This is a genomic window from Neobacillus sp. NRS-1170 (assembly GCF_050468025.1).
On record NZ_JBITPF010000056.1, the window covers coordinates 45,100 to 67,468 of the forward strand.

At 39.3% G+C, this 22,369-nt stretch carries 19 protein-coding genes and 1 pseudogene; 15 read left to right on the forward strand and 5 right to left on the reverse strand.

What is annotated here, in order from left to right:
* Positions 1-135: 135 nt before the first annotated feature.
* Positions 136-1,156 (reverse strand): annotated as a pseudogene (locus tag ACIFOT_RS22670) (NADP-dependent oxidoreductase).
* Positions 1,157-1,443: 287 nt separating this feature from the next.
* Positions 1,444-2,616 carry an MFS transporter gene (locus ACIFOT_RS22675; RefSeq protein ID WP_430068177.1) on the reverse strand — a complete coding sequence of 391 codons (1,173 nt, stop codon included), beginning with the start codon at positions 2,614-2,616 and terminating at the stop codon, positions 1,444-1,446.
* Positions 2,617-2,840: 224 nt separating this feature from the next.
* Here ACIFOT_RS22675 and ACIFOT_RS22680 point away from each other — a divergent pair, with 224 nt between their 5' ends.
* The 6 genes from ACIFOT_RS22680 to ACIFOT_RS22705 all read left to right on the forward strand — a co-directional run bounded on the left by ACIFOT_RS22680 (position 2,841) and on the right by ACIFOT_RS22705 (position 7,234).
* A complete protein-coding gene (locus ACIFOT_RS22680; RefSeq protein ID WP_430068180.1) occupies positions 2,841-3,104 on the forward strand; it encodes an ArsR/SmtB family transcription factor in 264 nt (87 codons plus the stop codon).
* 74 nt (positions 3,105-3,178) lie between these two features.
* Positions 3,179-4,279 (forward strand): alkene reductase, encoded by a 1,101-nt coding sequence (locus tag ACIFOT_RS22685; RefSeq protein ID WP_430068183.1) that lies wholly within the window; start codon positions 3,179-3,181, stop codon positions 4,277-4,279.
* Between the two features lie 142 nt (positions 4,280-4,421).
* The gene (locus tag ACIFOT_RS22690; protein ID WP_430068186.1) at positions 4,422-4,715 is read left to right on the forward strand and encodes a Dabb family protein; all 294 of its coding nucleotides are present in this window, start codon (positions 4,422-4,424) and stop codon (positions 4,713-4,715) included.
* Positions 4,716-4,816: 101 nt separating this feature from the next.
* Positions 4,817-5,356: an NAD(P)H-dependent oxidoreductase gene (locus ACIFOT_RS22695; protein WP_430068189.1), complete on the forward strand. Its 540-nt coding sequence runs from the start codon at positions 4,817-4,819 to the stop codon at positions 5,354-5,356.
* Between the two features lie 380 nt (positions 5,357-5,736).
* Positions 5,737-5,877 (forward strand): hypothetical protein, encoded by a 141-nt coding sequence (locus ACIFOT_RS22700; RefSeq protein WP_430068192.1) that lies wholly within the window; start codon positions 5,737-5,739, stop codon positions 5,875-5,877.
* Between the two features lie 4 nt (positions 5,878-5,881).
* Complete coding sequence (locus tag ACIFOT_RS22705) at positions 5,882-7,234, forward strand: MFS transporter (RefSeq protein WP_430068195.1); 1,353 nt, start codon at positions 5,882-5,884, stop codon at positions 7,232-7,234.
* A 294-nt stretch (positions 7,235-7,528) separates the two neighbouring features.
* On the opposite strand, the gene ACIFOT_RS22710 is transcribed toward ACIFOT_RS22705, so the two are convergent.
* Genes ACIFOT_RS22710 through ACIFOT_RS22720 form a run of 3 tightly spaced genes read right to left on the reverse strand, consistent with a single transcriptional unit; the run spans position 7,529 to position 11,193 of the window.
* Complete coding sequence (locus ACIFOT_RS22710; protein ID WP_430068198.1) at positions 7,529-8,680, reverse strand: Ger(x)C family spore germination protein; 1,152 nt, start codon at positions 8,678-8,680, stop codon at positions 7,529-7,531.
* Complete coding sequence (locus ACIFOT_RS22715) at positions 8,677-10,107, reverse strand: spore germination protein (protein ID WP_430068201.1); 1,431 nt, start codon at positions 10,105-10,107, stop codon at positions 8,677-8,679. The genes ACIFOT_RS22710 and ACIFOT_RS22715 overlap by 4 nt, the downstream gene beginning before the upstream one ends.
* Positions 10,108-10,113: 6 nt before the next feature.
* The gene (locus tag ACIFOT_RS22720) at positions 10,114-11,193 is read right to left on the reverse strand and encodes a GerAB/ArcD/ProY family transporter (RefSeq protein WP_430068204.1); all 1,080 of its coding nucleotides are present in this window, start codon (positions 11,191-11,193) and stop codon (positions 10,114-10,116) included.
* Between the two features lie 329 nt (positions 11,194-11,522).
* Between ACIFOT_RS22720 and ACIFOT_RS22725 the strand changes: the two genes are divergently transcribed.
* The 9 genes from ACIFOT_RS22725 (at position 11,523) to ACIFOT_RS22765 (ending at position 22,113) form a co-directional block, all read left to right on the forward strand.
* A complete protein-coding gene (locus ACIFOT_RS22725) occupies positions 11,523-13,073 on the forward strand; it encodes a 4-hydroxyphenylacetate 3-hydroxylase family protein (RefSeq protein WP_430068206.1) in 1,551 nt (516 codons plus the stop codon).
* Between the two features lie 49 nt (positions 13,074-13,122).
* Entirely contained in the window at positions 13,123-14,031 is a 909-nt protein-coding gene (locus tag ACIFOT_RS22730; RefSeq protein ID WP_430068208.1) for a hypothetical protein, read from the forward strand.
* On the forward strand, positions 13,977-14,483 hold the full coding sequence (locus tag ACIFOT_RS22735) for a flavin reductase family protein (protein ID WP_430068210.1): 507 nt from the start codon (positions 13,977-13,979) through the stop codon (positions 14,481-14,483). Before ACIFOT_RS22730 ends, ACIFOT_RS22735 begins: the two co-directional genes overlap by 55 nt.
* A 99-nt stretch (positions 14,484-14,582) precedes the next feature.
* Positions 14,583-15,416 (forward strand): dioxygenase, encoded by an 834-nt coding sequence (locus ACIFOT_RS22740; RefSeq protein ID WP_430068212.1) that lies wholly within the window; start codon positions 14,583-14,585, stop codon positions 15,414-15,416.
* 301 nt (positions 15,417-15,717) lie between these two features.
* Entirely contained in the window at positions 15,718-16,836 is a 1,119-nt protein-coding gene (locus tag ACIFOT_RS22745; RefSeq protein WP_430068215.1) for a maleylacetate reductase, read from the forward strand.
* A gap of 238 nt (positions 16,837-17,074) precedes the next feature.
* Positions 17,075-17,611 carry an HTH-type transcriptional regulator Hpr gene (locus tag ACIFOT_RS22750; RefSeq protein ID WP_430068218.1) on the forward strand — a complete coding sequence of 179 codons (537 nt, stop codon included), beginning with the start codon at positions 17,075-17,077 and terminating at the stop codon, positions 17,609-17,611.
* A gap of 201 nt (positions 17,612-17,812) precedes the next feature.
* Positions 17,813-19,744, forward strand: a complete 1,932-nt coding sequence (locus tag ACIFOT_RS22755) for a XylR N-terminal domain-containing protein (RefSeq protein WP_430068221.1) — start codon at positions 17,813-17,815, stop codon at positions 19,742-19,744.
* Positions 19,745-19,966: 222 nt separating this feature from the next.
* On the forward strand, positions 19,967-21,709 hold the full coding sequence (gene nagZ, locus ACIFOT_RS22760) for a beta-N-acetylhexosaminidase (RefSeq protein ID WP_430068224.1): 1,743 nt from the start codon (positions 19,967-19,969) through the stop codon (positions 21,707-21,709).
* A 68-nt stretch (positions 21,710-21,777) separates the two neighbouring features.
* Positions 21,778-22,113 (forward strand): DUF3870 domain-containing protein, encoded by a 336-nt coding sequence (locus ACIFOT_RS22765; protein WP_430068227.1) that lies wholly within the window; start codon positions 21,778-21,780, stop codon positions 22,111-22,113.
* The last annotated feature ends 256 nt before the right edge of the window (positions 22,114-22,369 follow it).

Consider the following 22,369-nt stretch of genomic DNA (forward strand, 5'->3'; position numbering starts at 1 on the left):
CTGGTCCATAGTTCAAAAAAAAGTACCTTTCGTCCAAAAGTGATCATTACAGCGGTGTTCCCGATCTTACTTCGCGTGAAGATTTTTCATCGGATCGGGAATAATGCCTAAAGATGCACGTTTGCTTAAACTCTCTTATTCAGATACCTTTACCAATAACTTACCTGTATTTCCACCAGTGAATAACTGGAAAAAAGCAGGTACTGTATTTTCAAATCCCTCAACAATCGTCTCTTGATATTTGATTTTTCCGGCTGAAATCCATTTAGCCATAATCTCGGCACCTTCTGCAAAACGTGATGCATAATTACTGAAGACAAATCCCTGCATCAATGAGCTAGTAGTCAAAAGTTTAATTTGCACACGTGGACCAATATCAGTCTTAGCTCCATTATACGTTGCGATTTGAGCACAAATCGGAATTCTGGCTCCGTGATTAATAAGTTTCATAATCGTGTCGGATACCGTACCACCTACATTGTCGAAATAGACATCAACACCGTTTGGGCATGCAGCCTCAATCTGTTTCTCAAAATCCGGCTCCCTATAATTGATTGCGGCCGTGAATCCGAGTTCCTTTGTTAGATACTCACACTTATCATCCGAACCAGCAATCCCTACAGAGCGAGCTCCCTTGATATTTGCAATTTGCCCTACTACCGTACCTACGGCACCCGCTGCACCAGATACGACCACGGTCTCCCCCTCTTTGGGTTTGCCAATGTCAAGCAATCCAAAAGTAGGCAGCTTGTCCTGGCATCCCAAGTATACCGAGATACGTTGTAATAGGTGCGATACTTGTATCGATTTTGCGCAAACTGTCAGCGCTCACGACTTCATAAGTTTGCCATCCATAACCGCCGAGTACGATATCACCAACATCGAACACTGGTGATGCAGTCTCAATTACTCGACCTATAACCCCCCCGAGAATAACACCATCGATTGGATACGGATCTGTGTACGATTTTCCGGCATTCATTCGTTCGCGCATGTATGGATCAACCGAAATGTATAGACTTTGGACAAGCACTTGCTCATTTTGAAGCCCAGGAACTTCTACTTTTTCCATCCGGAAGTTCTCTGCGGTAGCCGTCTCTTCAGGTCTGGATGCCAGCACAATTCGTTTCTTGTAGGTTGGGCGTACTAAACTCATTTTCCACCACTTTCTGGGTTCTTTACCCACTTTTTTAATGCAGCATCGATACATAAATCGATATCAGCATACCACACGGAATGTCAAAATCTCACAATATTTTATATAACCTTGTGAATTGAATTTTTTCCAATCCATTCCTCATAGGGTACTCAGATTCACCTTCAACCATACGGATTGCCTTTTGCTTTCAGTTAAAAAATGTATTAACTTATAAGTTGGCTTTTTGCTGAGATTCAACATCAAAAACATGCTTCATTAAATTATTATAATTATTTCCAGCTGTTTTAGTGTGAATTGATTTTTGAATAATATAGATTAAACTTAACTGAATAGATTAATACATAAATAACAATTAGTGCAGCTACTGAATTTAATATGACTAATGAGAAATTTAAACTAAAAAATTGCGTAAGCACGCCGACTCCAATCGGAGGGATAATAAATCCAGAATAAGCGCATAAATAGAATGCTGATATAACACGCGGGCGTTCTTCTGGTTTAGGTAATTGGCCAGCAAATCTTAAGGCAATTTGGAACGTCCATCCTGCTCCAATCCCTTGAATCAACATACCCATCCACAACAAAAATAAATTGGCTGATTGACCAGAAAAAACAATTATCCATGGTCCGATTGCAAGAAGTATAATCCCTATACGCATCCGATTAACTGGATTTTGTACCCATGGAAAGAATTGCATTAAAGAACCTACTCCTAAAAGCATTAACATTAATAACCCAGCAATAGATAGATTATCGGTTTGTATAACATTTTTGACAAAAGTAGGAATTAATGAAAGCACTATTCCACCTAACATGAAAAAAGTAAATGCCGGAAGTCCGATAATCGAAAAAAATTGAGAACGAATATTATTAGGAATACCTAAAGTAATTTTTGTTTTAGTCGAATTTTGAGTATTCTCGTCTTTGGGTAACATTTCTAATAAAATTAATGAAATTAATAGCATAAATAGTAAAAACCAAAACGGTAACCGTAGTGGTTGAATATGAATGTATTGGACAATTATTCCTGAAATAGCTGGGCCTAAACCAAAACCAACATTTACCATTACACCCGATAATTTAAGCGCTGTACTTATTTTGTCTTGAGCAGTTTGTTTTAGTAAAAATGCACTTGCAGTACCGGTGAATGCTCCATAAGCGATTCCTTCCAAAATTCTAGCAGCATAGAGCATCCATACGTTTTGACTTACAATAAAGAGAAAGGTTGATGCTATCGAAATCCAAATACTGAAACGCAGTACTCTTTTTAATCCCCATGAACTACCTTTTGCGCCTACAATAAGTAATGTAGGGAGCAAGCTAATGGCGTAAACAGCGAATAAAAGTGTAATTTCTAGACTATTTAGCTGATAGTCCTTCCCGTATAAAGGGAATAACGAGGAAATAAATGTAGCCCCACAGGACATCATTAATACAATCCATAACATTCTTTTCATTATTATTTCTCCTTTTTTAATAAATTATTTTTAGTTATTGTATCGATTGATATTCAATTAATAACGATCGACTGCTTCGGTCTTTTTAATTTCACTAAATGGCAGTATAGTTGGGTAAGAACAGAGATAGGAAATCTCTTGACATATCATCTCGAATTAAATACAATATTTCTAGAAATACTGAAATAAGAAAAATTTGAATTAATGAAAGGAGGTTTTTAGTGGTGAACGATGATAATGCAGTAAAAATCTATAAGGCACTAGGTGAAGCAACTCGATTACAAATCGTAAAATTACTTGCACAGCAATCAGAGTTAGCTTGCCTGGAAATGGCAAATCAATTAAAAGGTCCTGCCAATTCGACATTAACGCATCATTTAAAACCATTGCTTGATTGCGGATTATTAACAGTTCGCAGAGAAGGAACCTTCAGATATTACAGTTTACAACGAGAAGTACTCGCACAACACGCACCCGCTTTACTTTAAAACGGTAAAATTATATTTTTAATTTCAGTATTTCTAGAAATATAGAATAACTAAAATGAATGGAGGAAGAATAAATGAGTCAAATTAGCAAAGATACAAATTCTTGGGGAAATTTAAAAAATGGTTTAGAAAGTAAATTGTTTGAACCGATAAAAATCGGAGCTTGGAATTTAAGATCACGTATCGCGATGGCACCTTTAACAAGAATGTTTGCAGATATTCAAACAGGAGTAGTAGGAGAGGATATTGTTGAATATTACCGAAAACGTGCTGCCGATGGAGTTGGTTTAATCATTTCAGAAGGAACGGTCATTAGTGCACGAGGAAATGGGTATCCTGGAGTTCCAGGCATTTATTCGGAAGAACAAATTAAGGGATGGAAAAAAGTGACTGATGCCGTGCATAAAGAAGGAGGAACAATGATCGCTCAAATATGGCATGTTGGTCGTTTATCACATCACGAGCTTACTGGAAATCTGCCTCCACAGGCACCATCAGCTATTCCGGCTGAAGGTCTTGTCTCACGATTCCGTAAACCATATGATGTTCCTGAAGAAATGACAATCGAGGATATTAAAGAAGTAATCAATCAATATGCCCAAGCAGCGAAAAACGCAATCTCAGCAGGGTTTGACGGTGTTGAAATTCACGGTGCACATGGATACTTAATTGACCAATTTAATTCAGATATAACAAATCATCGAACAGACAAATATGGTGGCGACCTTGCTCAACGATTAACGTTCATGAAAGAAGTAATTAAAGCTGTTATTGACGCAATCGGTACAGAACGAACAATAATCCGATTCTCTGCTTTTAAAGTAGATATACCTAATTACATGTGGGAAGATCCAGAAACGGCTATTCGTACATTTGTTGAGGCATTTAAGGAAGCAGGTGCAACAATGATTCACCCATCAATTATGCAATTTGATCAAGTACTTGCAGATGGAAAAACGATGCATCAATTAGTCCGAAAATACTGGGATGGTATCATAATTGGGGTAGGTGGATTTAATCCAGAATTGGCGAATCAGGCAATTGAAGAAGGAAATATTGATGTTGCTGCTTTCGGACGTCCATATATTTCTAATCCAGATTTTATTCATCGTTTAAAAAATGGAATTGAAATAGAAGAATATGATGTTAAGAAGCATCTAAATACATTAATTTAATGCACTAAAATAGAAAGAAACTTATAATGATTTTTCCATGTTCGAGTGCAGGGAATGAGAACGATAAAAGAGTCCACAATATACAGAAGAGAAGAAAGAATTAATGAAAGCAGTTTGGAAGGGTTTTTAAGGAGGCGTTGACATGATTGAACACGTTGTAATCATCAAGTTTGATAAAATGACGACACGGGAACATAAGGATAATGTGATTCAACAGCTGAGAAGTTTAGAAAATTCCATACCAGGCATTGTTGATTTACGTTGTAATCACAATTTTTCCGAAAGAAATCAAGGATTTGATATTGGTCTTACCGTTCGATTTGAAAGCATGGAAGCATTAATGGCCTATGGTCCTCATTCAGAACACCAAAAGGCAATTTCGTACATGAAAGAAATTGGAATGACTGATACCATTATTGTCGATTTTGAAATTTAGTTGTTTAAGCTTCTATAGTAATGAATAATCATCATTTTATTAAGGTTACCAAATGTTTCTAAATTACAAAAACAAAAATGAACATCTAAGGAGAGATTAATTTGAAAACATTAGTTATCGTTACACACCCTAACATCGAAAATTCTAGAATTAACAAGACTTGGATGGAAGCAATACAAAATCAAGACAATGTTACGATTCATCAATTGTACACAACTTATCCTGACCAAAAAATCGATGTTTCTAAAGAACATGAGCTGCTTTCGGCTCATGATCGCATTATTCTTCAATTTCCGTTCCAATGGTACAGCACACCGGCTTTGTTGAAGGAATGGTTCGATAGGGTACTTGTTGGGGAATTCGGAATACGAAGCACGACCTTTCCATTACGCGGTAAACATCTGGGAGTAGCGGTTTCTACATTCGGTCCTGCGGAATCATATCAGCCTACCGGTTACAACCGTTACACGATGGAGGTATTGTTGAAGCCGATTCAGGCTACGGCTACAAATCCTTTTATCGGTATGACCTTTATGACACCGCATATTTTGCACGGGATTGGTGACGTAACCGATGAGCAATTGGCACAAAACGCTGCCGAATATGTAAAATACGTAACAATGCAGTCAGTAACGGTATAAGCTGAATACTTGCAAATCAAGAGCTCTCTAACTCTGAACTGAACTGTGACCTATTTTGTTTGGCGAACTATACGATGCAACGGCTAGGTTCAGTCTGTTCGAAGAGGATATGGAGAAGTACGACTGTTATTAAAGCCGTGAGCAAAAATAGGACGAAAGCCCTAGGAGTGTAGGGACTTCTCGCGAATTGAGAAATCAGCCTATTTGGTAATACAAATTTCAAGTGATGTAACCCAAGTGAGCCAGCCTCGTTAAATCGGGGTTCGGCTTTTTTTCTCGCTTCATTTAGTCATTTGGTCGTCTTAGTATAGTCATAAGGTGAGTCAAGAATGACCAAGGCAGTGGGAAACATACTAGCATCAACACAAGGGAGGCCCGCGATGGATACAGTCTTGCCTATCAGCGAGATGAAATCCTACGATATTGTGCTGACAACGGCATTGAACTTATTAACTGTAGAAATTAATGGGGTTAGACTACCAATCTATCAATGGATGGGTATAGAATCGGATAGGAGCTAACAATATGAATGACAAAATCGTAATGCCGGTATGGACGTTCGGACTGTTCATCGTCATGATGAACACGACAATGTTTAACGTCTCCATTCCGAGCATCATTAGGGATATCGGGGTTTCGGCGTCTCTTGGATCGTGGATTGTTTCAAGTTACTCGATCGGATATGGATTATCAACGGTGATTTACAGCAGACTCTCCGACGTACTGCCGATTCGAAGATTGCTGTCGGTTGGACTCATGATACTGGGGCTTTCTTCTGTCTTCGGCATCTTCGCGACGAATTTTCAAGCTCTGCTTATAGCTCGGATTGCGCAGTCCGCCGGCGCCGGCGTGATGCCGGGACTTGGCCTCGTTTTAGCCAGCCGGTATATTCCTTATGAAAGGCGAGGCAGAGCAATTGCAATGATTTCGGCTGGAACTGCCATGGCATTTGGCCTCGGGCCAATTTTCGGTGGATTGATCAGCGAGTACATTGGTTGGAAAGGGTTATTTGCCGTCACCTGCCTTGTACTTGGTCTTCTCCCGATTCTGCTGCGCCTGCTCCCCAAAGAGGAGCCAAAGCCGTTCCGGTTTGACATGACCGGCGCCTTCTTGACCGTCGTCAATGCGGTGACTCTTCTGACCGCCGTAACGCAGCGCTCAGCCGCTTGGCTGGCAGCCGGATTGTTATCGATCGCTGCCCATGCTTGGCACCTCAAACGCACGAAAGAATCGTTCATCAACCCGGAACTCTTGGCAAAGCCAAAGTACCGGAAACTGCTTGTTGTCGGTTTCTGCATTATGGTGCTGAATATCGGTAACTTGTTTTTAATGCCACTGGCACTTGCTAATCTATTTGGCAAATCTTCGTTAGCTATCGGCCTTACTATCGGACCAGGCGCCGTTTTATCAGCCTTTCTCACGCTCTTCGTCGGACGCTGGATCGACCAGTACGGCAGTGTGCGGTTTCTGATTCTCGGGCATGGCATTTTAGCTCTCGTTTTGATAGCCTTTTGGGCTGACCTCGGCACATCACCGAGTATTGTCTTGTTTGGGTACCTATTCTTCTCGCCCGCGAGCTCTGTAGCGTTAGCTTCGTTAAACTACGAAACTTCACGTATTTTGCCGACCAAGTTGATCGGTTCCGGCATGGGACTCATGCAGCTCATCCAGTTATTCGGCGGTTCGATTTCCGTTGCGGTTTGCGGTTTGTTACTCGACTTTCAAAAAAAGAATTCGCTGGTCCGTGCCTATGAAAATGTGTACGGCGCTTTAATTGCGGTATGCATTTACTCGTTATTCATGATGCTCTGGTACATGCTATCCGTCCGGCGGTCCGAGTCTTCACAGGGTAACATAACGGAAAAAGCGCGGGCGTGATCGCGAAATAAATGAACAATTGGGATGAACCTATTTGTGACACAGATATCTAAAAATTTATAGAGATACTTCTGTGTCCCTTCTTTAACATAGTTGACTTAGTTTTTATTTTCATGCTAATAATTAATTATTAAACTAACCTGTGTAGCGAGGTTTCAAACTTTGGCAGATTAGACGAAAGATATAGAATAAAGGTAGAAAATATACAAAAAAACCCATCCTTTTTCTATAAGGATGGGTTTTTGATAAAAAATCGAATAAAACAATGATGAATTTAAAAACGTTCTTTCACTTTTAAGTCTTGAACTTTGACATCCCTGTATTCGTAATATCAACATCTACTTGAATGTCTCTCAATGAATTCTTTGTGAAGGGGAAAGACTTTCCACTTGTCAGCCGCTTCCAGTCTGCATATCGATGGCGAAACATTATCTCCTCCAAATGGTAAACGTCTACATTGCTTTTCAGGCCTGCAGCATACGTTGAGCGAATTTCAGCTTTGATTCTTGCCTCGGCTTCTGTTTCCAACTTTTTAAGGCTCATCGGGACGTTCAACTGCGATAATTCACCGTGAACTTTGATGTGCAGGTTGTAAACGGGCTCGCCCTTAGCCGAAAGCTCAGATTTCACGCTTACCTTAGGATTCTCAAAGTAGAGAAGTGCTTTAGGGTCCCCTTTGCCATCATTCAAAGCAAGCGGTGTATGAGTGGTTTTCTCTTCCAACCACCGTACCCCCAGTAAAGTATCCTTGGACATCCAGCGAGGCTTCTTCTCTGTATGATAAATAATCGCTCCGTTTATAGTCATCTCAGGCATTTTTTTCTTTCTTTTTTTCCAACTTTTCTTTTCGATTGAGAGCGTCGGCACAATAATTGAGGTACTTGGTTCCTTATTGAGTGCGATAAATTCCACCAACTTCAGCGGCCGGATCAAGGAATGCTGCTTGTAATTGCTTTCTGGAGAGATCAGTAGCGTCAGAAGCGGAGTCTGAGGAAACATTGGTGTGATACTGAAAAGATCATCCATCGGTTCCTCTGTCGTAAAAATCCACGGCGTCAACCTAGCCTCAGAACGTTCAAACACATCTATTGTTTGATTCAGATGCTTTTCCATCGCTTTCTGTGACAACACCACCGCCGATATTTGCCCTATATGAACTCTTTGCTGCGTGCTATTGTACAAATTATTTATCGCTGACCTAAATGTCGAACCAGTGGCCTTGCTCACCCAAATGTTGGAGGAAGCTTCCTCACTGCTTACACCTTCTACTTTACCCACAGAAGCGAAATCGACCATTTGGGTGTAAAGGACAAACTGATTATCTACATAATCAATGCCAACTGCCGAGACGTATGACATGTCCTGCAACACCTTGTGATCCCAGCACCCAGTCAAACTAGGCACCAAGAACAGCAAGAGCAGTAGGAGACACTTTTCACGCTTCATTCTGAATCATCCCCTTGCCTATGCGTTTTTTTCGTCCGCAGAAACTTCGGCGGCGTTCGTTGAAAAGGTTTCGGAAATTGGATGACCGATTTGATCGAGTCAACGTCGAGTGGATCAATTATCTCAGACAAGTATGGCATACCAAACGATTTTAGCGTTGACATGTACAGTAGGATAGAAAAATTAGCTATTAAAAACCCAAAAAGGCCGAGCACGGTCGACAACAGCAGTACGTATGTCCGCATAAAAATGACCGCCGATGCATATGATTGGTTAATTAGCACGAACTGCCCCATAAACGTTACCGCTACAATTACAATGATGTTAGGAGAAGTGAGTCCTGCACGTATAACGGCATCGCCGACGATCAATCCTCCAATACACGTGACTGTTGATCCTACCGGCTTTGGCAAACGTACACCAGCCTCACGAAACAGGTCAAACAGAAAGAGCATAGCAAATAGTTCAACAGAAGGAGAGGTTGGGACACCATAGCTATTTAACGATATCGTTGCCAATAGAGGAAATGGAAGATGTTCCGTATGAAATGATACTAGCGAAAGGGCGAATCCCGGCAGCATTACAGCTATGAAATAGGCGAGATATCTCATCAGCCTCTCAAACGTCACAAAAAAATATGGCATGTACATATCTTCCGCCGATTTTACCAAATACTGAAAATTGATTGGGGCGATCAAAGCGGCAGGTGCGCCATCTATCAAAATGCAAAACCGCCCTCGCTGTAACGATTCCACCACATAGTCAGGTCTCGTATTGTAGCTAATTAACGGCAGCAAAGAATAAGGCGAGTCGGCAAGCAAATCCTCTAGCGGGGAGACCCCGTTGACAATGTCCACTTCAATGGAATTTAGCCGCATTCGTGCCTCTTTCAACACATCCTCGTTTAGCACATCAGAAAGGTACATTAGGGAGACTTTGGTCTGGCTTCGCTTCCCGACCACAAACGATTCATGGCAAAGTGTCGTACTCCGTACTCGCTTCCGAAGCAGAGCAACATTGATCTCCACTGATTCCGTAAACGAGTCGCGTGGTCCTTTCAATGATACTTCATATGTGGATTCTTCCGTCTGGCGCTGGGGAAGTTTAGAAACATTAAGCGAGAACAACTCGCCTGTCCCTTCAAAAAGCAGTATCAGTTCGCCAGAAAATACCTTCGTGACAATCTCCTGCTCTACCGCATTTCGACTCCCACCCAACGAGACGGGAAGTAAAGGCAACGATTTGTTTTGCTCCAACTGAGGAAGCACCACTTGATTAATCTGCACAGGATCAGCGAGTCCGGTGCAAAAGACGAATACTACTTTTTCAACATGCGGCTCTGCTCCATATTCGTGTGTCTGTAGTTGCACATCTGCACAAGAGGTAAACAGGCTGCGCAATCCTTGCACTTGAATTGTAATAGACATGGCGACTCACCCTCGTTTGAATTGGATCGTGAAAATGAAGATCAGGAGTACTAGTGTGATTATAATGACCATCGCGATAAATAATGGAAAATAATAATTTTTCAACATTCCATAGAATTCAGTATCGGAGAGTGGTACCAGAGCAAGCACCAACGCAGCACAGCTAATTACCCACAATGTACCATTCTGTACTCGTTTACTCTTGAAATTCAGCACATCCACACACAAGTACAACGACATAGCAATACGGATCACTGCTCCTGACATCCATTGATAAAATGATATAAAGTCTAAATGTGTAATATACTTAGTGATTTCCACCAAACGCCATGACTCATATGCCGGGTGTCTTTGCTTTGTTGCGAGATGCGGCCCGAACTCTGCAATGGCAGCGAGAAGCGGGCCAAGTGTAAGCCCCACAAGGATTAGGCCAATCATGGCTAAATGCCAAAATTTCACCTTCTGTTTAATGTGTTGCTGAAATAGCAGAAGGACTAAAATTTCCACCTGGCCTCCAGCCGAGTACAAACTGCCTTTCCAAACAGGCTCCCAACCGTTTTGCAACATAGGCAGCAACCAGGAATAATGCTTGTATGGCATGGTCGCAAACATGACAAAAAAACCGAACAAAATCACAAAAGGCAGGAGGAATGCAGACATTTGGGCTATCGAGGAAATTCCCGCTCGAGCTGTGATTGAACAGAGGAGCATGATGCAAAATGTAATGACAAAGGTCGGTGTCGCTTTCAAAAAATCGATGGAAATCCAATAGGTTGTGTCTTTTAGCGTTATTATCGTAATGGCCAGCAAGAAAAGCTCTAATGGGATAACAATTAATAGAAACGCCAGATTTCCAAATTTCTGTTGAATCAATAGCGTCAACGATTGCTGATTCGTTTTTCGCATAATGTAATATAAGACACCAAGCCACAAAAAAAAGGGAGGAATAGAGACGAGTACCGAGATCCACGCATCTCTTCCTGCTTGGTCGAGTAGAAGTGGTAACACGAGTACGTGATTCATCAACCCTGTTGAGAGAATGACGATCATCAAAGCTGGACTTATGAAAATTTTCGTAGAATTCATTGCTGACAGATTCTCATTCCCTTGCATCAGTTTTAATTAATGGTAGATTTTCCTCAATGCTTCCACTTTATTCCTTATAACGTAAGATAGTTTTTTTGATCTTTATTACATGGAGGAATGAACATACATACAAAAGTTTCTAGACATGATTTCTTATCACCAAAGGATCAAATTTAGGCTGATTCGGACAGAAAGTTGTATGAAAATCCATCTTTTGTAGCCGATTAAAAATAATCAGAATCTTGTTACTATAAAAACAGTTAAAACCTCAATGAATGGGAGAATTTCAACGAAATTTTCAATTTATTGTAAAACAAGGAGGAGTTAGGATGAGCGAAGCTGTTCGTAAGCCGATGACAGGAGAAGAATACATTGAGAGCCTTCGGGATAACCGAGAAGTGTGGTTACATGGAGAGCGTGTTAAAGACGTAACGACACATCCGGCATTTCGTAACTCGGTCCGATCCATTGCCCGACTGTATGATGCACTACATGATCCAAAATACCAAGCTGAACTAACTGCACCTACAGATACAGGAGGAGGCAGCTATACACAAAAATTTTTCAAAGCAAGCCGAAATGCTGATGAATTACTGCAGGCACGGGATGCTATTGCATCATGGGCAAGATTGACGTATGGCTGGATGGGAAGAACGCCGGATTATAAGGGTGCTTTCTTAGCAACATTAGGCGGTAATCCAGAGTTCTATGCACCATATCAAGAAAATGCTCTCCGTTGGTATAAAGAGGCGCAAGAAAGAGTGCTTTTCATAAATCACGCGATCATTAATCCGCCAGTGGACCGAAACAAACCTATTCACGAAGCTTCTGATGTTTTTATCCATGTTGAAAAGGAAACGGATGAGGGTATCATTGTAAGCGGTGCCAAAATGGTTGCAACTGGATCCGCGATTACCAATTATAATTTTATTGCCTACAACGGTACCCTGCCGATTCAAAAAGAGGAATATGCACTGGCTTTCTTTGTTGCACAAGATGCCCCAGGAGTAAAGCTGATCTGCCGGCCTTCATATGAAATGAATTCTGCTGTTATGGGAAGCCCATTTGATAATCCTTTATCGAGCCGATTAGATGAAAATGATGCCGTCCTCGTTTTGGATAAAGTGTTAATTCCATGGGAGAACGTATTAATCTATAAGGATATCGAAAAATCAAATAAATTTTTTAAAGAATCGGGCTTCGTCAATTTATTCTGCTTACACGGCTGCACTCGTTTGGCCGTGAAGATGGATTTTATGGCTGGATTGGTGATGAAGGCAACAGAGACAGCCGGCACAGACAAATTTAGGGGTGTTCAGGCAAATATAGGGGAAGTAATAGCCTGGAGAAATTTATTTTGGGCGTTAAGTACTTCAATGGCTACGAATCCTGATTTTGGCCCTGGCGGTGCTGCTCTTCCAAATTTAGAGTATGGACAATCCTACCGTGTCTTTTCCAATCTCGCTTGGCCAAAAGTAAGGGATATTATTGAAAGCGTCGTTGCCGGGGGTCTTATTGTCCAACCATCAAGCGCTGCTGATTTTAAAAACCCTGAACTTCGTCCCATCCTAGATCGTTTTTATAGAGGATCTAACGACTATGAAAGTCTTGATAAAATTAAAGTAATTAAGCTGCTGTGGGACGCAATTGGAACAGAATTCGGGGGCAGACATGGACTTTACGAGCGAAATTATACCGGAAATAATGAGGATATCCGTATTCATAACTTATTTACGGCGTTAGATAATGGAGCCGCTGCATCGTTCAAGGGTTTTGTTGAACAATGTATGAGTGAGTATGACCTGGATGGCTGGAAGGAAGGAACAACCTGGATTAATCCAGATGATGTGAATCAAATTGTTAAAAAGGTTTTAGTGTAAAATCTGGTTCAAAGTGTGCGTTTATTGGAAAGAGGGGAGGAGAAAGGGATTGCAAATCATACATTCACCGTCTGAACTACGTCATAATGGAAAAAAAAGCTGGATTGCAATTGGAAAGTGGGATGGAGTTCACTTGGGACACCAGCATCTCATACGGCAAATTGTGACAAAGGCGCGTATGCACGGTGGTCAATCCATCGTTATTAGTTTTAATCAGCATCCTTATTCCATTTTGCGCCCTGGGAGCGAACCGGCTCAGCTCCAAAGTTTATCAGAGCGTTCAGAGCGGCTTGATGCGCTCGGTGTGGATGTTCACCTAGTGATTCCTTTTACGAAGGATTTTGCAGAACTTTCTCCGGAAACTTTTGTTTTTCAAATACTCTTATCGGACTTGTCTGCTACGGAAATTATGATTGGATATAACTTTCGCTTTGGAAAGGGCAGAAAAGGAACACCGGAATTACTAGAAATGTTGTGTGCTCCCCATGGAGTTAAGGTCAAAGTTGCTTCGCCGGTTTACCTGAACAATGAAGTCATTTCCTCTACTTTGATACGTGCCTACCTTTCGAATGGACATGTGGAGACTGCTGCCACATTATTGGGGCGACCTGCTGTTATTACGGGGCGTGTCAATTTACGATCAGAAATTAAAGCAGAACAAACTTTTACTTATGAGATTCAAATGGATAGAAATCGTCAGGTACCAGGACCAGGAGAGTACTTTGTGGAAATTTCTAATGACTTTCCTCCCTTTTGTTCAAATGCCCGATTAAAGATTGAGAGATTGGAGGGAAAAAATAGATGTTATCTTCAATTGAATGAGAATGTATCTGGTGTAAGTTCTCAGTATCTCAGCATACGGCTAATTCAAAGAATAAATAATTTTCAATTGGAGGGTTATCCATGCAAGAAAGTTTTGATTCACGATTCTTCCGTAATGCCTGTGGTCAATTCTTAACGGGTGTAGCGATCGTGACTACCACAGGAGAGAATGGAAAGCCCGTGGGAATAACGGCAAACTCATTTACGTCGGTTTCTTTAGGCCCTCCACTTATATTAGTTAGCTTGGATAAAAAACTCGGATCATATAGTGCGTTTATGAATTCCGAAGGGTATGCCGTACATGTCCTGGCAGAAGAGCAACAAGAATTATCAGGACACTTTGCCAAACGAGGTGTAGATAAATTCCAGGAACTTGATTATAAGGAAGGATTGTATCATGTACCTTTAATTTCGAATGCATTGGCTGTGTTTGAATGCAGGGTAGACCAAAAAGTGGACGCTGGAGATCACACATTACTCCTCGGCAGAGTGGAGAGAGTCCAAATAAACGATCCAACCCGGCGCCCATTAGGATATTTACGGGGACGTTATACCGTACCGGAACAGGAAAAAGAGCTAACAAAATAAGGTATCACTTTATATATTAAATCCTCTTCTTTACTTCATGTCTTAATTTTAAGAAATGCATGTCTTTGGAAAAATTTTTGAAAGAGGAGCGCATCGTTTATGAATACTAGATTATCTGACATTACTGCAAAAATAACCCAACACCTTCATGCTGTCATACAGGAATTTCAGGTTACGGAAGAAGAGTTAATCCAAGCCATTAAGTTCCTTACTGAGGTTGGCAAGCTAAATCAGTATACTTTGCTTTCAGATGTATTAGGTATTTCGGTTGCCGTGGATGAAATTACACACCGGTCAGATTATCATGGAGGAGGAACTGAGAACAATGTCGAAGGTCCACTTTATCGAGACGAAGCCCCATTGTTGGAAACCCCAGCGAAGATTTGTTCAGAAAATACCAAAGGGGAAATGTTAATTCTCTCTGGTCAAGTCCTTTCTTCAGATGATCAACGACCGCTGCCTAATGCACTGCTTGATGTTTGGCAAGCAAACGAACATGGAAACTATGAAAATGAAGACCCGGAACAGCCGGACTATAATCTTAGAGGCCGAATCCAGTGTGATAAGAATGGTCGATTTGAAATACAAACCATGGTCCCTGCTGCTTATGAAATTGGAAAGCGAGGACCAGTTGGTCAATTATTAAAAAATATTGGCAGGCATTCCTGGCGTCCGGCACATATTCATTTTAAAGTAACGGCAGCTGGATTCGAACCCGTTACCACTCAGTTGTTTATTCCAGATGATCCATGGATCGAATCCGATTCAATTGGTGCTGTAAAGGATTCACTTATCTTAAAAATGGACAAATGCGACGATCCTAGAGAAATATTAAATCGAGGTTTTAACAAACCTTTCAATACCTCACATTATGATTTTATACTTCGTCCAAAAGTGCTTTCACCAATGGAAACGGATATGATTTTCAAATAGTTTTTAAGATTTACTACTTTACTACTATATTTTACTTACCTAAGGAGAGGTTCATTAAGCCCGTGAGCTGGAAAAAAGCATGGATGCGTTCGATGAGAGGTTCATAAAGCTCGTGAGCCAGAAAATAGTAGGTTGACGGTCGATAAGAGCGGTTCATAAAGACCGTGAGCTCGGAAAAAGCGGGTTGACGGTCGATATGAGGGTTTCATAAAGACCGTTAAGAGGAAAAAGCAGGGAGAACGTCGATAAAAAAAGTGTGGTTATTGTCATCGATGCTAGATTTCTTAAGGAGAATCTGAAGATGGAGAATTTTATAAACGAAACACAGGCAGCAAGGGTTGTCTTCGGTTCAGGTGTAATAGGTCAAGTTAGAGAGGAACTAAATGCTTTAGGAGCAAAAAAAACATTAGTCGTATCAACACCTGGCCATGAAAAAAAAGCAAATGAAATGGCTGAATTAATTGGTGACATATGTGTCGGAATCCATGCAAAGGCTGTTCAGCATGTTCCTATTGATGTTGTGGAGGAAGCACTTAAAGTTGTGAAGGATAGAAAGGTTGATAGTCTTGTTTCCGTAGGAGGGGGGTCCTCCATTGGATTAGCAAAAGCGATCGCTTTATCTACTTCACTTCCTATCGTAGCTGTTCCAACAACATACGCAGGTTCAGAAATGACCCCGGTTTGGGGGATAACGGAAAATGGGCTCAAAAAAACTGGTACTGACCACAAAGTAAAGCCGAAAACGGTAATCTATGATCCAACGCTTACTGTTACCCTGCCTAAAAGATTAACCGTTATGAGTGCAATGAATTCCATGGCACATAGTATTGAAGGGCTTTATGCGCCTAAAGTGAATCCAATCATCTCACTTTTTGCAGAAGAGAGTATAAAGGCAATTCGTTCTAGTTTGCCCGATATTATGAAAGATCCTTCTGATTTAAATAGTCGCTCTAATGCTCTTTATGGCTGCTGGCTGAGCGGAACAGTTTTAGGGTCCGTTGGAATGGCATTGCATCATAAATTATGTCATGTATTGGGAGGTAGTTTTGGACTACAACATGCTGAGACCCATACTGTCATTTTACCTTATGCGGTTTGGTATAATGCCAGTTCTATTCCTGAAGCCATTAAGATCATGGCACGAGCACTTGGAACGGATGAAGAGGACGTTGCCGGCTTCCTTTTTGACTTCAGTAAATCTCTAAATGTCCCAACTTCTTTAGCTGAAATTGGCATGAAAGAAGAGGATTTGGATCGAGCTGCAGAGCTTGCTTCAAAGAATCCTTATTATAACCCAAGGCCGATCACAAAACAGTCCATTAAACAATTACTCGAAAGTGCATTTAAGGGTGAACGTCCTCCTAAAGGAATGGAATTTCAAGGTGGGGTAGATCAATGGATGTTGGAACTGCCATTCTAAATTTTTTCGGGGATTCAATCGAAAAAATAATGTTAATGGAAGTATCATTTTTGCAATTGTTGCATCTTGCAGTAAGTAATCGTTTCGCATATGGAGGAATTGACGCTTACCTATTAGTAAGTTAGAATTACACTAAGAAAAATCGAAAAATACAAATTATTGATTTAGCATTACAGTTGATTCAATAAAAAGGGTATGTAGAGTTTAACTATGATAATAGAAAAAGAGGAATGAAAACTTGGAAAAAATTTATTCTTTGAAGGAAGCACTGATTTTTAGTCAAAGAGTGGCACAATTAAGCAAGGCACTTTGGAAAGTGAGTGAAAATGATTTACAACAATGGATAAAACCATTTAACTTGAATATTAATGAATACCAAATTTTATGGGTTGGCTATCATTTAAACGGTGGATCTATCTCCGAAATTGCGGAGTTAGGAGTCATGCATGTTTCTACCGCATTTAATTTTTCCAAAAAGTTAGAGGAACGAGGGCTTCTACAATCTTTAAAAAGAAAAGATGATAAAAGAAATACGTATATTCAACTTACTGACAAAGGAAAAGAAATGATCATTAGCTTGCTCGAATCTTACCAGCCAAAAAAAAATGACCTTGTTTTAGCAACCCTCCCATTAAGGAATATATATGGGAAATTCCCTGAGCTGCGTGAACTAGAGGCCATAATTCGAAATACCTTCGGTGAAAAATTTATTAATACTCATGAACAGATGTTTCAGCATTTTGAAAAAGAATTTATTGATGAAAAGGAAAAGTGATAACCTCAAGAAGATTGAAGGAGCTCGCATAAGAGAGGTTTGGCATACATGAAATGGATGCTTTTTTACTAACTTTTATTTGCAAATTGAATTCATTTTGCCATTCTTACTCGTAAGTAATGGTTGTGGGTAAAAATTTTCCCGGATTTCATGAACGGGTAAGCCAATATAATAAAAACTCACTTAATAAGGCGGGAGAATATGGAGCAAGTACTAACATCACTGAATAAATCAGATATTGAATTTCATCCAGGCCAAATCAGGTTTAAAGGAGAACGTTTTATTCTGATGAATGCCGAAGCATTAGGAATGCTCAGTCGTGACCTTATTTCTACATTGGGACGAGAAAGAGCAAGGGCTTTCCTCCTTCGTTATGGGTGGGAATGCGGATATAAAGATTCAATTTCAATAAAAAAACTATTTCCTAATGCGTCGCTTGAATTCCTCCATCACCAGGCTCCAATTTTTCATATGCAAGAAGGCTTTGTTCAAGTTGATGTACAAGGTCTTAGTGTGAATTATGAACATAATAAGTTTTATATGGAAGGAGTTTGGTTAAATTCATTTGAAGTAGAGCAACATATTCAACATTTCGGTTTCGCCAAAGATCCGGTGTGCTGGACATTAATTGGATATGCAAGTGGGGTCTCAACGGGAATTTTTGGAAGGAAAATATTGTATAAAGAAGTAACTTGTGTTGGTCGTGGGGATGCAGAGTGCCGGTTTATTGGAAGAACTGTAGAAGAGTGGGGAAATGAAATTGAACATGAACTGTCTTATTATGGTCAAACCAAAATTGCCGAAGAATTAGAAGAGGCACATCAGCACATTCAAAAACAGCATACGATGTTACAAAGAATTATGGACATACATGAACAGCTCAACAGGATGGTTCTTTCAGGGCAGAGCAGGCAAGCTGTCATAGATACAATCGGGCAAATGCTTAATTCACCTGTAATTGTTCAAGATAAATATTTTCGTCCGCTTTCTTGGTGGCTGCCAAACAAGGAAAATTCAGGTTTAGACCAATACCTCATCAAACCAGAAAAGGAGATTTCTTCCAAATTTAACCTGAAGCTTAGACAGTTAGATGAGGAAAAATGTGCGAAAGATTTTTTTGTTTCGGATGACCCAATGTCTCTTAACAGGACCATTGCTCCGATTGTTCTTGGCGATGAGATTATGGGATATTTATCGGTCATCCATGTTGAAGGAAGAGATATAGAACTAAGAAAAATGATTACCGAACGCGCTGCTACTGTTATGGCAGTAGATTTATTGAAAGAAAAAACGGCATTGAATACCGAACATAAATTAAAAGGTGAATTTCTGGAAGAATTGTTATCCGGTACCACCTCTATTGAGCAATTGGTGAAACGAGCAAATTTTATGGGATATGATTTTGGAAAACCACACCGATTTATGCTTGTGAAAATTATTCAACGACGAAACGATACTGGCTTTATAGAAGATCAAGATCTGCTTATGAATCTTCGTAATGAATTGTTAAATATTGTTCGAACCCATTCTCACGCTTCTACGAAGGATACTTTAATTGTAGAGCGAAGAGGAGAGATTATCCTTTTGGGGCCTTCAGATCCATATGGATTAGATTTCCGGAAGATAGCAAAAAACCTGCAAGACCGTCAACAGCAATTATTTGCAAATATTAAAACTTCCATTTGTATTAGTCGCGAGGCGATGTCCATTGAAGTACTTCAAGCCTTATTTGAAGAATGTTCAAACATGATGAAGGTTATGACACGATTAGGACGTACAGGTGAAATATTTTTAGTGGAAGAAATGAACATATTTGACTTGCTATATGCAGGCTCTGCTCAAGAGCAACTGCTTACGTATGCAACCAGAACGCTCGAAAAGCTTCTCAAATATGATGAAGAAAGCGGTGGAACTACACTTATCTCTACCCTTCACATCTTTCTTGCAAACGAATGCAATCTTCAGAGAACAGCAAAGGAACTGAATGTTTCGCTAAGTGGGTTGAAGTATAGAATTCAGAGATTAAAAGATATCGGAGAGATTGATTTTAATCATGCAGATCAAAAATTTAATCTTCAGCTTGCTTTAAGGATTCTGAATGCCAACGGGAAGATTAGCTTATTAAAAGTATAAAATGCAAATGAATCATGTTAAGAGGAGAAAAATCTTTGTTTTCTCCTTTTTTGTCTTGTTAAGGCGGATTTTTTCATGAAAATCCATCGGAAATAGCTAGTCTTAACTGTTACGGTAGAATGTTAAAATATTAAAGGTATCAAAATAAAAAAAAGAAGGAATTGTGCAAAATATTTACTAAATCGTACTGAAGTGGACTCTATAATTGGAAGGAGCATCATTATGAAAAAGTCGATAATGAAAATGCTGTTCATTTTGATTGCATTATTACTTATTAATGGTTGTTCAAAGAATAATACAAATAATAATACTACGGATAAACAAAAAGAGATGAATACAAGCCAAACTGAACATACCAAAACAGAAGATACCCAAACAGAAGATACCCAAAAGAGAACTTTACCACCTAAGAAAGATCCAATTCAAGAGCAGCTTAATAAGATGACTTTAAATGAAAAAATCGGGCAAATGATAATCGCGGGATTTGATGGCATAACCGTTAATTCAAATACACAAAACCTAATTAATAAATACAAGCCAGGCGGGTTAATCCTATATCAAACGAATGTTAAGGATGCTGCTCAATTAGTAAACTTAACAAATGCAATTAAGATTGCAAACAGCAAGAATAGAGTACCACTATTCATATCCGTCGACCAGGAAGGCGGAAGGGTACACAGAATGCCAACATCAATCCAAAACACACCGAGTGCAAGGATCATTGGAAATAAAAATGATCAAAAATACGCATATAATATCGGTAAGGTGATTGCCTATGAATTGCAAGCTTTTGGATTTAACACAGATTTCGCTCCCGTTCTAGATATCCAAAGCAATCCTAATAATACTGTTATCGGGGACCGTTCCTTTGGAACAAATTCCAGTATTGTTTCAAAAATGGGAGTTAGTATGATGAAAGGTATTGGTGCTGGAAAAATCATTCCAGTTATTAAACATTTCCCTGGTCACGGCGACACGTCCGTTGATTCTCATTTGGAACTTCCATTAGTACAGAATGATCTTACAAGGCTAAAAACGGTTGAATTAGTTCCATTTAACAATGCAATCAAAGAACATGCCGATATGGTGATGGTTGCTCACATATTAGTGAAAAAAATTGATCCTAATTATCCTGCATCGATGTCAAAAACCATTATTACAGATCTTTTACGTAAACAATATCGATTTAGAGGTGTTGTCATTTCAGATGATATGACGATGGGTGCGATTGCAAAGCACTACAATTTGAAAGACGCAGCCGTAAGGGCCGTTAACGCGGGGAGCGACATTATTTTAGTTGGTCATGGAATGGATAATGTGGCTACTGTCTACAACAGTATTTATTCAGCAGTGACCAATCATACAATTTCTGAAGATACGATAAATAAGAGTGTTTACAGGATTTTATCTTTGAAACATAAATATAATCTTAATAATAATAAAGTTTCACCTGTAAATGTCAGTAATCTAAATAATCAAATAACAAAAGCTATTTCAAATAATACTACGACGAATATAACAAATAGTAAATTACTTTTAAATATCGCAACTAAAGCAAAAGAAGATTCCATCATAAACGCTGATTTTCATCTAAAAAGCACTACAATTGATGATGTAAGAAAGAGTTGGGGAAAAGAAGATAAAAGCGAGTATGTTGCTGCAACTAAAGGCACCTATTGCACATACAGTAAAAAAAATGTAGTTGTGGCTTATAATAAAGGGCAGCAGTTGTTTGAGATTCGATCTTATGATCCTGGTTTAAAAGTCTTAACCATTCAGGATATAAAGAATTATTTTGGTTTTCCGAAAACAGATGTTAAAACAAGTAACAAGGAAGAAATTATCAGCTATAATGTTGGAACCAATACATTAAAGTTTGTTTTTCCTACAGGAACTCAAACAATGTATCTTGATCATTACTCTATATATAACGCAGCCTTAGCTAATATTAATATGGCAAGTTAAAAGACGGCAAAACATTTTTTGATGTAAGTTTAATTTAGAAATATACTTCAAGATAAGGTGGCAATATTATGGGAAAGCAAACAGAATTAAATACTGTTCTTGTCACTGCATATGCTAAGGCACCTCAAGGAAGTGCTATGTACGAAGCTTATAAACATACAGGAATAATATTAGAAATTAATCCAACTACTAATGTAATTATAAATGTGGAATTCACTTTTTTGGCAGATTTAACAAAGGATTTTTTTAGCCGAATGATGGTTGGGTATGATTTATCGAATGGAATCGACGAACTTATTAATAGAGTTGAGAAGCATTACTTTGCTCCTTCTACGAATTCCGTAATAGTTGCTTTAAAAGCAGCCTATAAAAGGTACATTGAAAGACTTAATCAAGTGAAATAAAATTATTTGCCACACTATAATTATGATATTAGCGGCTCTTTTAATCAAAGTTAAATTGTTAGAACATTATAGTGATATACTGTTGTTATGAAGCTCAGAGAAGGAAATTCTTTCTACTTGAAAGTTATTATTAAAGTAGTATAATAACTTCAACGAAATATTTTATAAATTAAATTCTTAATCGCTTGCTGATTAAGATGGTGGAAAGATGAAATCTTAATGTTGAAAACTGACCGTTTTCATAAAATTTAAGATA

Excerpts from the sequence above, each read along its gene's own strand:
- ACIFOT_RS22675 (WP_430068177.1), bottom strand. The coding sequence starts at position 2,616 with ATGAAAAGAATGTTATGGATTGTATTAATGATGTCCTGTGGGGCTACA.
- ACIFOT_RS22755 (WP_430068221.1), top strand. The coding sequence starts at position 17,813 with ATGGAGCAAGTACTAACATCACTGAATAAATCAGATATTGAATTTCAT.
- ACIFOT_RS22720 (WP_430068204.1), bottom strand. The coding sequence starts at position 11,193 with ATGAATTCTACGAAAATTTTCATAAGTCCAGCTTTGATGATCGTCATT.
- ACIFOT_RS22745 (WP_430068215.1), top strand. The coding sequence starts at position 15,718 with ATGGAGAATTTTATAAACGAAACACAGGCAGCAAGGGTTGTCTTCGGT.
- ACIFOT_RS22725 (WP_430068206.1), top strand. The coding sequence starts at position 11,523 with ATGAGCGAAGCTGTTCGTAAGCCGATGACAGGAGAAGAATACATTGAG.
- ACIFOT_RS22685 (WP_430068183.1), top strand. The coding sequence starts at position 3,179 with ATGAGTCAAATTAGCAAAGATACAAATTCTTGGGGAAATTTAAAAAAT.
- ACIFOT_RS22735 (WP_430068210.1), top strand. The coding sequence starts at position 13,977 with ATGCAAGAAAGTTTTGATTCACGATTCTTCCGTAATGCCTGTGGTCAA.
- ACIFOT_RS22740 (WP_430068212.1), top strand. The coding sequence starts at position 14,583 with ATGAATACTAGATTATCTGACATTACTGCAAAAATAACCCAACACCTT.
- ACIFOT_RS22710 (WP_430068198.1), bottom strand. The coding sequence starts at position 8,680 with ATGAAGCGTGAAAAGTGTCTCCTACTGCTCTTGCTGTTCTTGGTGCCT.
- nagZ (WP_430068224.1), top strand. The coding sequence starts at position 19,967 with ATGAAAAAGTCGATAATGAAAATGCTGTTCATTTTGATTGCATTATTA.
- ACIFOT_RS22690 (WP_430068186.1), top strand. The coding sequence starts at position 4,422 with ATGATTGAACACGTTGTAATCATCAAGTTTGATAAAATGACGACACGG.
- ACIFOT_RS22705 (WP_430068195.1), top strand. The coding sequence starts at position 5,882 with ATGAATGACAAAATCGTAATGCCGGTATGGACGTTCGGACTGTTCATC.
- ACIFOT_RS22765 (WP_430068227.1), top strand. The coding sequence starts at position 21,778 with ATGGGAAAGCAAACAGAATTAAATACTGTTCTTGTCACTGCATATGCT.
- ACIFOT_RS22700 (WP_430068192.1), top strand. The coding sequence starts at position 5,737 with ATGGATACAGTCTTGCCTATCAGCGAGATGAAATCCTACGATATTGTG.
- ACIFOT_RS22715 (WP_430068201.1), bottom strand. The coding sequence starts at position 10,107 with ATGTCTATTACAATTCAAGTGCAAGGATTGCGCAGCCTGTTTACCTCT.